The organism is Balneolales bacterium ANBcel1 (genome assembly GCA_029688905.1).
Classification (GTDB): Bacteria; Bacteroidota; Rhodothermia; order Balneolales; family Natronogracilivirgulaceae; genus SLLW01.
Genome location: JARULB010000001.1, coordinates 138,805 through 152,055 on the forward strand (window position 1 = coordinate 138,805; position 13,251 = coordinate 152,055).

At 55.5% G+C, this 13,251-nt stretch carries 14 protein-coding genes; 7 read left to right on the forward strand and 7 right to left on the reverse strand.

The genetic code is table 11. The annotated features are described in order from the left end of the window. Nucleotides 1-22 precede the first annotated feature (22 nt). The 4 genes from QA596_00585 to QA596_00600 form a co-directional block, all read right to left on the reverse strand. Nucleotides 23-382: a DUF1330 domain-containing protein gene (locus QA596_00585; GenBank protein ID MDG5765940.1), complete on the reverse strand. Its 360-nt coding sequence runs from the start codon at nt 380-382 to the stop codon at nt 23-25. Nucleotides 383-707: 325 nt separating this feature from the next. Then, nucleotides 708-1,469: a succinate dehydrogenase/fumarate reductase iron-sulfur subunit gene (locus tag QA596_00590; GenBank protein ID MDG5765941.1), complete on the reverse strand. Its 762-nt coding sequence runs from the start codon at nt 1,467-1,469 to the stop codon at nt 708-710. Between the two features lie 95 nt (nt 1,470-1,564). Next, a complete protein-coding gene (locus QA596_00595) occupies nt 1,565-3,499 on the reverse strand; it encodes a fumarate reductase/succinate dehydrogenase flavoprotein subunit (GenBank protein ID MDG5765942.1) in 1,935 nt (644 codons plus the stop codon). Between the two features lie 15 nt (nt 3,500-3,514). Continuing rightward, nucleotides 3,515-4,192, reverse strand: coding sequence for a succinate dehydrogenase cytochrome b subunit (locus QA596_00600; GenBank protein MDG5765943.1), 678 nt, complete (start codon nt 4,190-4,192; stop codon nt 3,515-3,517). Nucleotides 4,193-4,687: 495 nt separating this feature from the next. On the opposite strand from QA596_00600, the gene glmM reads away from it, so the two are divergent. The 7 genes from glmM (at nt 4,688) to QA596_00635 (ending at nt 11,181) form a co-directional block, all read left to right on the forward strand. Continuing rightward, entirely contained in the window at nt 4,688-6,034 is a 1,347-nt protein-coding gene (gene glmM / locus QA596_00605; protein ID MDG5765944.1) for a phosphoglucosamine mutase, read from the forward strand. Between the two features lie 96 nt (nt 6,035-6,130). Beyond that, a complete protein-coding gene (locus tag QA596_00610) occupies nt 6,131-7,012 on the forward strand; it encodes a YicC family protein (GenBank protein ID MDG5765945.1) in 882 nt (293 codons plus the stop codon). Further along, nucleotides 7,009-7,623 carry a guanylate kinase gene (gene gmk / locus QA596_00615; protein MDG5765946.1) on the forward strand — a complete coding sequence of 205 codons (615 nt, stop codon included), beginning with the start codon at nt 7,009-7,011 and terminating at the stop codon, nt 7,621-7,623. The genes QA596_00610 and gmk overlap by 4 nt, the downstream gene beginning before the upstream one ends. Before the next feature lie 11 nt (nt 7,624-7,634). Further along, nucleotides 7,635-7,940 (forward strand): DNA-directed RNA polymerase subunit omega, encoded by a 306-nt coding sequence (locus QA596_00620; protein ID MDG5765947.1) that lies wholly within the window; start codon nt 7,635-7,637, stop codon nt 7,938-7,940. A gap of 5 nt (nt 7,941-7,945) precedes the next feature. Then, complete coding sequence (locus tag QA596_00625; GenBank protein MDG5765948.1) at nt 7,946-9,307, forward strand: bifunctional phosphopantothenoylcysteine decarboxylase/phosphopantothenate synthase; 1,362 nt, start codon at nt 7,946-7,948, stop codon at nt 9,305-9,307. Nucleotides 9,308-9,333: 26 nt separating this feature from the next. After that, the gene (locus tag QA596_00630) at nt 9,334-10,311 is read left to right on the forward strand and encodes a hypothetical protein (GenBank protein MDG5765949.1); all 978 of its coding nucleotides are present in this window, start codon (nt 9,334-9,336) and stop codon (nt 10,309-10,311) included. An 18-nt stretch (nt 10,312-10,329) separates the two neighbouring features. Beyond that, nucleotides 10,330-11,181, forward strand: coding sequence for a hypothetical protein (locus tag QA596_00635; protein ID MDG5765950.1), 852 nt, complete (start codon nt 10,330-10,332; stop codon nt 11,179-11,181). 2 nt (nt 11,182-11,183) lie between these two features. Here the strand turns inward: QA596_00635 and surE are convergent, their stop codons facing one another. Genes surE through fabZ form a run of 3 tightly spaced genes read right to left on the reverse strand, consistent with a single transcriptional unit; the run spans nt 11,184 to nt 13,211 of the window. Next, a complete protein-coding gene (surE, locus tag QA596_00640) occupies nt 11,184-11,957 on the reverse strand; it encodes a 5'/3'-nucleotidase SurE (GenBank protein MDG5765951.1) in 774 nt (257 codons plus the stop codon). Next, nucleotides 11,950-12,777, reverse strand: a complete 828-nt coding sequence (gene panB / locus QA596_00645) for a 3-methyl-2-oxobutanoate hydroxymethyltransferase (protein MDG5765952.1) — start codon at nt 12,775-12,777, stop codon at nt 11,950-11,952. The genes surE and panB overlap by 8 nt, the downstream gene beginning before the upstream one ends. Further along, entirely contained in the window at nt 12,774-13,211 is a 438-nt protein-coding gene (gene fabZ / locus QA596_00650; protein ID MDG5765953.1) for a 3-hydroxyacyl-ACP dehydratase FabZ, read from the reverse strand. Before fabZ ends, panB begins: the two co-directional genes overlap by 4 nt. Between the last annotated feature and the right edge of the window lie 40 nt (nt 13,212-13,251).

Genomic DNA, 13,251 nt, shown 5'->3' on the forward strand with positions numbered 1-13,251 from the left:
TCATACTCTCCCTTCCTCGTCGTCAATCGAGTCCTTTAACCAGAACGGTGTCGCAGCGGGCCGCTTTCAGCCGGTGCTTCAAAATCTCCTGGTACTCCTCCGAGCGGTACCACTCATCAAAATCGCGGATGGTGTCGAACCGGATCAGCACCGTGCGGTCATACTCCCGGCTGCCCTCCAAAACTTCGGTGGCATTATCAACGGCAAGATACTCACCCCGGTATTTGCTGAAGATGGCCCCGGCCTTGTCCAGATACTTCTGATATTCGTCATTGTCGTAAATGGAAATATGGGCGATAAAGTAGCAGCTCATAAGCGTTTTATGATTGGGGAAGTTGTCCGTGCCTTGCCGGAAAGTGCCGGTCGCATCAGGGGTTGCCATGACCGCCGGCAGCATCCAAAAAGATACTGCGAAATCCCCACTGTTATCATGGATCACAGGTGTGAAAGTTACCGGTGGATGTGCCCGGCTGCGAAACCGGCTCCGCAAATAAAAAAAACGCAGCACATCAAACGGATATGCTGCGTCTAACTTTACCAATACGATGATAATTCCGCAATTTCCTGACTTGCGGTGTCTGTTTGTTACCGGGATGCCGCACGGAACAGAAACGTTTCAAGCTGCTGACTTTCCTATCCGGTTCCGCCTCGCGGAATCCACCCACCATGCCGGCCGGAGAAAACCGGAGCACCGGTAACGTTTAACACTATTCGATGACCGGCAACGCCTTGAAATACTCCCGCCGCATTTCGGCAATGGCGGTAATGGAGATTTCAGCGGGACAAACGGCTTCGCACTCGGCGTAATTCGAGCAGTCGCCAAATCCCTCTTCTGCCATTTTATCGACCATGCTGACTACCCTGCTCTTTCTCTCGGGATGTCCCTGGGGAAGGTGGGCCAGCTGGGCGATCTTGGCGCCGGTGAACAATGATGCCGAAGAGTTCGGACAGGCTGCCACGCACGCCCCGCAACCGATACAGGCGGCATAGTCGAAGGCAAGATCGGCATCATACTTGTTGATAGGCAGCGCATTGGCATCGGCCGGAGCACCGGTGTTCACCGATATATATCCGCCCGCGGCCATGATGCGGTCGAGCGCATTGCGGTCAACCACCAGATCCTTGATCATCGGGAAGGCCTTGGCGCGCCACGGTTCCACCACGATGGTGTCGCCGTCCTTGTACTTGCGCATGTGCAGCTGGCATACGGCGGTACCTTTCTGTGGACCGTGTGCCATGCCGTTGAGCACCAGGTTACACGATCCGCAGATACCTTCGCGGCAGTCGTGGTCGAATTCAATCGGCACCTCGCCTTCGTTCATCAGCCGCTCGTTGAGCCAGTCGAGCATCTCCAGAAACGACATGTCCGGATTCACATCATCCACCGTGTAATCCACCAGTTTTCCCGGAGTATTGGGATCATTTTGTCTCCAGATTTTCAGGTGAATGGTCATGGTTTGGTCACTCATTATTCTATTCCTCGAATGCTTGGTTAAAAAATTGGGTCCGTTAGATGGTCGGATGCGCCCGTTGAATCCGCCGGATTCCGGGAGCTTCCGGCAGCTTATTTATAGCTTCGCTGTGTGGGGGTTACAAATTCGAAGTTCAGCTCCTCCTTGTGCTTCACAGGCTCTGCCTCTTCGCCCTTGAACTCCCAGCTCGATACATGGCTGAAGTTTTCATCATCACGCACCGCTTCTCCATCTTCGGTCTGATGCTCCTCACGGAAATGGCCGCCGCACGACTCTTCGCGATCCAGGGCATCCCGCGCCATCAGCTCGCCAAGCTCCATAAAGTCGGCCACCCGAAGCGCGTATTCCAGATACTTGTTGTAGGTGCTGTTTTCACCCGGGATGTTCACATCCTTCCAGAACTCTTCCCGCAGCGCGGCGATATCCCTGATCGCCTTCTCAAGATTCTCCCGGTTCCGGGACATGCCGACATTATCCCACATCAGTTCACCAAGCTCCCTGTGGAAGTCGAGCACGGTCTTCTTGCCCTTGACGTTCAGCAGCTTGTTGATGCGGTCCATGGTCTCTTTCTCGGCCTTGTCGAAAGCCTCGTGATCGGTAGCGACCTTCTCGGCATGCAGATTTTCGGCCAGGTAGTCCCCCAGGGTATTGGGGATGACATAATAGCCGTCGGCCAGGCCCTGCATCAGCGCGCTGGCGCCGAGCCGGTTACCTCCGTGATCGGCAAAATTGGCTTCTCCGAGCACATAAAGACCGGGAATGGTGGATGAGAGATTATAGTCGACCCACAGTCCGCCCATGGTGAAATGGACGGCCGGGAAGATGCGCATCGGCACTTCGTACGGGTTCTCGCCGGTGATTTTCTCATACATGGCGAACAGGTTGCCGTACTTGGCTTTGATGGTATTCTCCCCGAAATTTTTGATGGCATCCTGGAAATCCAGGTAGACGGCCAGTCCGGTTTTGCCGACACCACGCCCTTCGTCACATACATATTTGGCGTTTCGGGAGGCCACATCGCGCGGCACCAGGTTTCCGAAACTCGGATAGCGGCGCTCCAGGAAGTAGTCGCGCTCATCCTCGGGGATGTCGCTCGGGTGGCGTTTGTCGTCCTTCTTCTTCGAGACCCAGACTCGTCCGTCGTTACGGAGGCTCTCACTCATGAGCGTCAGCTTCGACTGATACTTGCCCGATACCGGAATACAGGTCGGGTGGATCTGGGTGAAGCTGGGGTTGCCGAACTGCGCGCCGCGCTTGTAGCAGCGCCAGATCGCCGTGGCATTGGAGTTTTTGGCGTTGGTTGACAGATAGTACACATTTCCGTAGCCGCCGGTACACATGAGCACGGCGTCGCCGGCATAGCGTTCGATCTCGCCGGTCGTCAGGTTGCGTGCCACAATACCGCGCGCCTTGCCATCCACTTTCACCAGGTCAAGCATTTCGCGCCGGCTGTACATCTGCACCTTGCCGGTATTCACCTGGCGCATCATGGCCGAATAGGCGCCGAGCAGAAGCTGCTGCCCCGTCTGGCCGCGTGCATAGAACGTACGGCTTACCTGCGCGCCGCCAAAAGAGCGGTTGTCCAGGAGTCCGCCGTATTCCCGTGCAAAGGGTACCCCCTGTGCCACACACTGGTCGATGATGTCATTGCTCACCTGGGCGAGGCGGTAAACGCTGGCTTCACGCGACCTGTAATCGCCCCCTTTGATCGTATCATGGAAAAGGCGCCAGATCGTATCACCGTCGTTGGGATAGTTCTTGGCCGCATTGATTCCGCCCTGGGCGGCAATACTGTGGGCTCGGCGCGCCGAATCCTGAATACAGAACACCTTGACATTATAGCCCAGTTCGGCAAGAGATGCGGCGGCGGATGCTCCGGCAAGACCGGTACCGACCACAAGGACCGTGAACTTGCGCTTGTTGGCAGGGTTCACCAGCCTGAGGCTGTTGATGTGATTATCCCATTTATCCTGCAGGTTGCCTTCCGGGACTTTCGTATTCAATACTCCGTTTGTTGTTGCAGTCATAATAAATTACTCCGGTTAAAACAGTCCAAAATAGATACTGAGGGGAAGTCCGATGAACCCGGCGGCGATGATGACGGCCAGCACGAACGCAATACTGTAGATGACCGGGTTGGTTTTGCGGGACATCCATCCCAATGATTGAAATGAGCTCCATACACCGTGGCGCAAATGCATCCCCAGCAGGATCATGATGGCGACGTAATAGACGGTGTAAAGCGGACTCTGAAATACCTCGGTCAGCCGCTGGTGGACATCATGCATCTCCACGCCTCCGACTACCGCCGTCTGGAAATCGTGAAAGGCAAAGGTGTTCAGGTGTGTGATGATAAACAGAAGAAGCAAAATGCCGGTCAGGATCATGGAACGTGAACTCCAGTTCTGGCGGCTCGGCTCACCTCTTGTCGCCTGAACGACATATCCTTCGGGACGCGCCCTGCGGCGTCCCAGCCAGATGGAGATGCCAAGCCAGGCATGGTACACAAAAAAGGCCAGCAGACCCAGGCGAACCACCCACAACAGGGGGCCCAGCTGGTGGAGCGTATAGGAATAGGTGTTGATGGCGTCGGCACCGGCGAAATAGGTCAGGTTACCGATCAGGTGCACGATGATAAACAGAACCAGGCCAAGGCCCGTTACTCCTGTCGCTATCTTTCGTCCCACCTGGGAGTTCAAAAAAGTGGCTGCTTTCGACATAGGGTTACAATACGTGTTTAAGGCAGTAATAGTGAATTAATAATCGCCGCAATATATAAAAAAGGGTAGATTCATGCGTGTTATCGCCACCTCTAAGCTCTTATTTATATCAACTCTACACAAGCGGCTCTGTGGTGATGTCATCGGGACACAACATGGTCACAAGCTACTTCATAAGTATGAATATTCTGCGAAGATTCCCCCTGAAAGTGCCCTTTGCGGCGCCTCGCCCATCAATATTCATGGGTTGGAGGATTTTACACTAACCATATTATGGCCGTTCTTTGTATACTTGAACCAAAATATCACACCGGGGGACTGCAATGGCACTGCATGGTACCTCAGCAAACATTCATCCCCCTGACTCCCGCATGGACGATGGCTTCGCCAGCAGGAATTCCCGCCGGCCTGCAGCTCCCGGTTTTTTACCCTGCCTGACAGCGCGGAGCGTTGTGGCAACAAACAGCAAAGCTTTAACCTGTAACGCACAAGCTTATGTCATTGATGGTCTCGATTTCCGGTATCCGCGGCATTTTCGGATCCGATCTCACCCCCCAGAACCTGACCCTTTACGCCTCGGCCTTCGGCACCTGGCTGAAGGGCGGAACCGTCGTCATCGGCCGCGACAGCCGGGTAACCGGGGAATTATGCGAACGCACCGTCACCGCAGCCCTGCAGGCCACCGGCTGCGATGTCATAACGCTGGGAATTGTTCCGACTCCAACGGTTGCCATGGCTGTTCTCCGGCACAAGGCACAGGGCGGGATTGTCATCTCTGCCAGCCATAACCCCGCTGAGTGGAACGCGCTCAAGCTGCTCAACAGCAAAAGTGAGTTCCTGGACAGCAAACAGGGCAAACAGGTGATTGATATCGCCCGAAACCACAGTGTCGCATTCAGGAACTATGAGGAAATCGGCACCGTGACCACCGACACCAAGGCACTGGAATTGCACATTGACGCTATCCTGGCCCTCCCTTACATCGATGAAAAAGCCATTGCCAAAGCCGATCTTTCGGTAGCTGTGGATGCGGTGAACGGCGCCGGCTCGCACGCCATTCCAAGGCTGCTGGAACGCCTGGGGGTACAGACCGTCCACACCATCCACTGCAAACCCGACGGGCGTTTCCCGCACAACCCCGAGCCGCTTCCCGAGCACCTCTCCGAAATCTGCGATCTCGTCAGTGAATCGGACAGCGACATCGGCTTTGTAACGGATCCCGATGCCGACCGGCTTGCCGTAGTGGATGAAAAAGGCCGCCTGATGGGGGAAGAGTATACCCAGGCCATCGCATTTGAGTTCATGCTGAAACGGTCACCGGGTCCCGTAGCCACCAACCTCTCCTCTTCCAGGGTCACCGACGATGTCGCCGCCAGATACGGCCAGACCTGCCACCGCTCCGCCGTGGGCGAAATCAATGTCGTCAAAGAGATGCAGCGCACGGGAGCGGTTATCGGCGGTGAGGGGAACGGAGGCGTCATCAACCCCGACCTCCACTATGGCCGTGACGCACTGGTGGGCATAGCGATGATCCTGCAGTACATGGCCGAGGAGAAGAAACCCGCCTCGGAGATCCGCGCCTCCCTGCCGGACTATGTCATCAGCAAATCCAAAATGAACCTCGATGAACTGGATGCCGACGCCGTTCTGGCATCCGTGACTGAAGCGTATGCCGGAAGTCGTATCAACACCACAGATGGTGTGAAAATCGACTTTGACGATGGATGGGTACACCTGAGAAAATCCAATACCGAACCCATCATCCGGATCTATTCCGAAGCGGCAACCGCAGAAAAAGCCGAAGAACTGGCCAACGAAATCAAAATGAGGTTTTCCGGCTGACATTGACTTCCGCAGAAACTATCCGGATTTTCCAGACAGGCTGCCCGGGGCAAAGGACCCTGAAACGGCCGGTGAACGACTTATCCCAATACACGTATGCTTGAATCCATGACCGGCTACGGCCGGGGTGAACACACATCCGAAAACATTCGCGCCATCGTTGAAATCCGATCTGTAAACTACCGGTACAGCGAGATTTCAATGAAGCTACCGTCCCATCTCCAAATTTATGAGCAGCCGCTCAGAGAGGTGGTCCAGAGAGCGCTCACACGGGGAAAGATAAGTCTGACTGCCGACGTTGACTTCAAGCAGGCCGCCCCTTCCGAAGCGCACATTCGCGAAGAGGCGCTGGAACAGAAAATCGGAATTCTGGAGAAAGTGCGCTGGAAAGCCGGTATTGAAGAGCCGCTCAAACTGGAACACCTGCTTGTATTTGAAGAGCTTTTTGAAGAGACCGAAAACGATCCGGAGGTCAGGGAGAGGCAGTACATGGTGCTTGCCAGGGCCGTTGAAACCGCAGTGGAAGAACTGATCAAAATGCGGCGCCACGAGGGAGCAAATCTGCAAAAGGATCTCGCGGAGCGGATGCGTCTGCTGCGCACTCTGTGTGACCATATCCGGGACAACGAGAAGGAGCGTATTCCCGAAGCCCGTAAACGCCTGAACGACCGGCTCGAGCACCTGATAGACGACGGACGGGTGGATCAGGACCGGCTGGAGCAGGAAATTGCAATCATCGCCGACCGCCTGGACATCTCCGAGGAGCTGGTTCGCATGGACTCCCACATCTCCTATTTCACCGAATGTATTGAGAACAGCTCCTCGCAGGGCAAGAAACTGAATTTCATACTGCAGGAGATGCACCGGGAGGTGAACACGATCGGCTCCAAAGCCAACGATTCGGAGATCTCCCGAAAAGTGGTGGATATGAAGGAAATCATCGAAAACATCAGAGAACAAATACAGAATATCGCGTGAATCAGCAGAACCCGCCATCTCCCGGCAATACCGAAAAAGGAAAAGTGATCATTCTCGTTGCGCCGAGCGGAGCGGGTAAAACCACCCTGGCCCGAAGACTCCTGGACGATTTTTCCAACCTCAAGTTTTCGGTATCCGCAACCACCCGTCCGCCCAGAAATCATGAAATCGACGGACACGATTACCACTTCATGAGCAACAACGAATTCGATGATGCCGTCTCCGAAAACGCGTTCCTGGAATGGGAGGAGTTTTACGGTGGAAAGCGGTACGGCACGCTCCATAAAGAAGTTGAAAAAGAGCTGAATAAAGGATATTTTGTCCTGTTCGATATCGAAGTAAAAGGAGCGCTGAACGTCAAGGCGCAATACGGAGACGACGCCCTGGCCGTGTTTATCAAACCACCGTCCGACGAAGTTTTGATAGAGCGGTTGAAAAACAGGGGAACGGAATCTGAAGAGTCTCTGCAATTGCGACTGGACCGTGCCCGGATGGAGCTCGGGTTCGCCGACCGGTTTGACCATGTCATCATCAATGATCAGCTGGCCGACTGTTACCGCAAGCTTCACGGCATCGTTTCCGCCTTTATGAATCAATCCAGTACCAACTGACGGTTATTACCATGGGAGTCAAGTCGTTAAATCTTGAAAAAATTCAGGAAACCACCGGCAACGTCTACGAAGGCATTGTCATTCTTTCGAAACGCGCACGCCAGATAGCGGCGCAGGAGAAGATGGAGCTCGACGAAAAGCTCAAGTATTTTGAGGGTTTCGAGGACGAAGAGGAGTACACGTTCAACGAGGAGCAGGAGCGCATCACCAAAGAGTATGAGGCCCGGAAACACCCCACGCAACGCTCTATCAACGAGTTGCTGGAGGATAACATCTATTACCGCAAGCCGGAATCCGAATCCGACGATTCCCACTGATCGTCATGTTGCGCGGCAGACATATCGTCATCGGGGTCACCGGTGGCATTGCCGCCTATAAAGCGGCTTATCTCGTTCGCAGGCTGCAGGAGGCCGGGGCCGAAGTTCGAGTAACAATGACCGATGCGGCCATGCGGTTTGTCGGCCGCGACACCTTTGCCGCCATCACGCGACACACCGTGCCCGTCCGGATTTTCCCCGAAAACAGCTCCGGGATCAGTGATAACTGGACGCAGCATATTCAGTGGGCCGAATGGGCGGACATCATGGTCATCGCTCCCTGTACTGCCAACACCCTGGCAAAGGTCGTCCATGGTTTCTCCGACTCGATGCTGACGGCCACCATCCTGGCGGCCCGCTGTCCCGTTCTGATCTGTCCGACCATGGACGGTGAAATGTTCCATGCTCCGGCTACCCGTGCCAACCTTCAGGCCGCCGAAAACCTCGGTTTCCATCTCATGATGCCCGACGAAGGCTACCTCGCCAGTGGAATGCAGGGCGTCGGCCGCTTGCCCGATCCGGAAGCCATCATCCCGGAGATCGAACGAATTCTTTCCGTTTCCCGCGCACCGGATAGCCAAGGCCCGCAGTCACACCGGTCCGACGAACCATCCTCAGCGGATGAGCCGGCTGCAAAGGCCGATCCGGGAAACCCCTCATCCGGAAGCGATCCATCAGCGCAGAAACCGGCCGCCGGGACTTCCGCCCATCCCCTTTCCGGCAAAACCGTTCTGGTAACCGCCGGTGCCACCCGCGAATACCTGGACCCGGTCCGTTTTCTCTCCAACCCATCCACTGGAAAAATGGGGTTTGCAATGGCGGAAGCGGCGGCATCCCTCGGCGCGGAAGTGACATTGCTCCATGCAGAATCGGCCGACCTCTCCCGACTCACCCCGGGCATCCGAACCAAATCATTCACCGATGCCACAAATCTGTTTGAATCCGTCAAGAAACACGCTTCTGCGGATATGATTATCATGACGGCCGCGGTCTCCGATTTCCGGCCGGCGCAAACCAGTACCCGGAAAGTAAAAAAGAACCGGGCGGAAATGCACATACCTCTGGAACGCAACCCGGACATTCTCGAGTGGATCGGAGAGCAGCGCAGCGATCGGCAGGTGATCATCGGTTTTGCCATGGAAACTGAAAATCTGCTGCAACAGGCAAGGGAAAAACGTATCCGTAAAAAAGCGGACTGGATCGTGGCCAATGATCTCTCTTCCGGCGAATCCGGGTTTGCCATCGACACCAACCGGGTCATACTCGTCGGGACCCATCAGGAAATTCCTTTTAAAGGCTCGAAACGCGAAGTGGCGCAACGGGTTTTACATCATATCCTTGAACCGGAAAGAGCCTCCTCTGCCTGAATGTTGACCTACCGCCTGGATCCTGCATGAACCCGATATTCCTGTCACCTGCCAACCAGAACAAAGCGCTGCTTTGGCTGCTGGGCAGCTCATGCATCATCGCATTCGTACTCCTACTCACCCTGCCGGCCGAACCCCGCCAGGGACTGCGTGATCTGGCCGGCGCCGACTCCCTGATTCGTCAGGAGCTTGCACTCTTTAACATCCCTGACGAACAGGTTCGCGTTTTTGAGTATCCCGTAACCGATCAGTTCACCCGCAAACACTACCGGGTTGACCTCCCTCCCCAGGTTTCCAAAACGCATCTGCACGCCGAGTTGAAGCAACTGCTGCGGAATCGGCGAATCGGAACCATCGGGTATGTTGATGTACCAGCCGATGAGATGACGCTGCACCTGATTTACCGCGACAAGGTGATCCGAAGTCTGGAGCTGCGAACAGACCACCAGCTGGTGCGGATACCACATCCGGCCAGGATATACATATACTTCAATCAGCGGCCCGGAGCGGCCCAGATCAACCGCATTCGCGCGCTCAACATCCCGACAGGCATCGTATTACGGTCGGCATCACCCAGGGAACTCTCCGGATGGGCGGATCAGCTGCCGGATGAGATGCGCCCCGCCTGGGTATGGTATGATGACGGCCGATCCACATACCGCCACACGGAACTGACCGACCCCGGATTGCGCCAGGCGCTGGATGCCGTGCAACGGGTTATGGATAATCCCCGCCTTCTGGCTTTCGGCGACCCGGATGCGGAGGGGCACAGTGATCGGTTTCAGGAGCTGGATATAGCCATTGACGACGGTTCGGAAATGATGATTGTCGGCAGTGTTGACCGGTTCGAATTTGACCGCAGCATGCTGGCCTACTCCCGGCTGGCACGTCAGGCCGGCAGACCGCAGCTGCTTGTCAGGAGCACGGAACAGAATCTTGATTGGCTGGAGGAGTGGATTCCCCGCATACGACGCGGGGGTGTGGTTTTCGTAAACGCTTCATGATATCTCCCGAGAGGATGGATGATGAAATCCGATGCTGATACCAGGTCCCGGCTGCAGACGCGGGAAATGCCGCAACCGGAAATCTATCCGGTTGCCCATCCTGTTCTGCTCTGCCACGGATATGGGACCATCGCGGGGTTCATCACCCCCTCCCCGCTGCATAAAGTCTGCATGCACATGCGCAAGCACGGCATCCGGGCCTATGCTCCCAATGTGGTTCCTTACGGGAAAATTGAGGTGCGTGCCGCAGGCTGGCTGAAAACCCTGGGCGTTATTCTTAAGCAGACCGGCGCCCGAAAAGTGCACATCGTTGCCTACAGCATGGGCGGACTCGATGCCCGGTACATGATTCACCGCCACAACCTCGGCGATGTTGTCGCGTCGCTGACCACCATTGCCGCGCCGCACAAAGGCTCCTCGCTGGCCGATATCGCTCTGGATACCCCGGATACCGTCAGAAAGCAGCTTCTCAAGATCAACGACCTGGTGGGCAACAAGATATATCCCTCCATTGCCAGTGATACCAAGGGTGCGCTGGAGCAGCTCACCCGCCGCCATGTCGTCGACACCTTCAACCGGCAGATCCGGGATGTACCGGGTATTCCCTACTACTCCTTTTCAGCGGCTTGCGGGAAAGGGACCGGCGAAAAAATTAACCCGACGCTGATGCTCTTCAATCGCCTGATCCACGAGCATGAAGGTATCAACGACGGTTTTGTAAGCCGTGAAAGTGCCGTTTATGGCGATCATATCCGAACCACAAGCCTGTCGCACCTCGAACAGATCAAAGTCGGGCTCATGCGTGAGCACAAGAAAGAGTGGTTCCTTTTTTGGGAGGATGTGATGCAGCTGTTGCTGGAAACCGGGTAACCTTACTCCGGTTCGGTGCCCTGCTGGTCAAAAAAGGTGTGGGCGGTAAGATCGTACTGAATCGGGGTGATGGTGGCATATCCCTTCTGAAGCAGGTTGAGGTCGAAATCCTCGCCCGCATCCAGAATTTCCAGACGCCCGGTAATCCAGAAATAAGGCTTGTTGTGCGGATCAATACGGCCTTCAAACTCCTCCACATAGCGGCTTCTGGCCTGTTTTGCCCAGCGAAGCCCCTTGAGGGGACCGGCCGGAGCATTCACATTCAGCGTGATTCCCGCAGGCAGGCCCTTGTCCAGGACAAACCGGATGGCCCTGGACGCCGCCTCGCAGGCTCCGGACAGGTCGGCCGACTCGGAAAACTCCGTACAGCTCACGGCGATGGAGGGATATCCCAAAATCGTGCCCTCGGTGGCCGCACTCACCGTTCCGGAATAAATGATGTTGATACCGGCATTGGACCCATGGTTGATACCGCTCAGCACCAGATCCGGTTTCCGCTCCATGAGTTTGTCATGCCCCAGCTTTACACAGTCGGCCGGAGTTCCGTTCACCGCCTGGCCCTGCATTTTGGAGTTGATTTTGAACGGCGTCACACGCAGGGGATCGGATACAGTAATGGCGTGCCCCACAGCGCTTTGCTGTCGATCAGGGGCGATTACCGACACCTCGCCGAACTGTTTGGCCACTTCGGCCAGCGCCCGGATTCCCGGGGAAAAAATTCCATCGTCATTGCAAACCAGGATCAACCGGTTCGGGTCATAATGGCTGTTACTCATACTGCTCAGTCTCGTCTGGAAATGCTCCGCTTTTCACATCGGAATGGTATTGTTGGATGGCGCCGGTCATGGTTGTGTGAAGATCGGCGTAACGCCGCAGAAACCTCGGACTAAAATCCTTGTTCAGCCCCAGCATATCATGGGCGACGAGCACCTGTCCGTCGCAACCCGCACCGGCACCGATCCCTATGGTGGGGATGGAGAGTTCGGAAGTGACTTTAGCTGCAAGCCTGGCGGGAATTTTCTCAAGCACGATGGCAAAACAGCCGGCCTTTTCCAGCTGCCGCGCATCGGTCACCAGCTGTTCGGCCTCTTCACTTTCGGTAGCCCTGACCTTGTAGGTCCCGAACTTGTAGATGCTTTGAGGGGTAAGGCCAAGGTGACCCATTACCGGAATACCGGCATCCACGATTTTTTTTATCGTCGGTGCAAGAGCGGTACCTCCCTCGAGTTTTACCGCATGGGCCCCGGCCTCCTTCATCATCCGTCCCGCGCTTTCCAGGGCTCCGGTATCGGTAACCTGATAGCTCATGAACGGCAGGTCAGCCACCACCAGGGCGTGATCCACTCCCCTGGTCACACAGGCGGTGTGGTAAATCATCTGTTCCAGGGTTATCGGAATGGTGGTGTCGTGGCCCGCCATCACATTGCTGGCCGAATCGCCAACCAGAATAATGTCGATGCCGGCCTGGTCAACAATGCGCGCCATGGTGAAATCGTAGGCCGTGAGCATACTGATTTTCTCTTCGCGCCCCTTCATTTCGACAACGGTGCGGGTGGTAATTTTCGGACTGAGTGCCGATCCTGACTGGGTGCTCATAATTTCTCTTTTGATACGATGGCTGCGGTCGCCTCAATTTCACAGGCCAGGTCGCCATCCACCGTAGCCTTGCCGGCCATGGTCAAAAAGTTGCGTTTTCTGGCAATCAGCTCTACTTCCAGGAGAAGCTGATCCCCAGGAACAACAGGCCGGCGAAAGCGGGCGTTCTTGATTGCCGAGAATACAATGATCGCATCCTTCGGCAGATCATCACTCTTTTCGATGGTCAGCAGACAGCCCGCCTGGGCAAGAGCCTCAACCTGAAGCACACCCGGCATTACCGGCGCCTCCGGAAAATGGCCGTTAAAAAACTCCTCATTTGCAGATACGTTTTTTATGGCTTTGATGCTTTTCTCCCCGATTTCAAGTACCCGGTCAACCAACAGGAACGGGTAGCGGTGGGGCAGCCTCTTTTTTATCTCTTCAATGCGCATAGGATTCGGTAATTTGAAAAATCGGTGCGTAAAATAAACA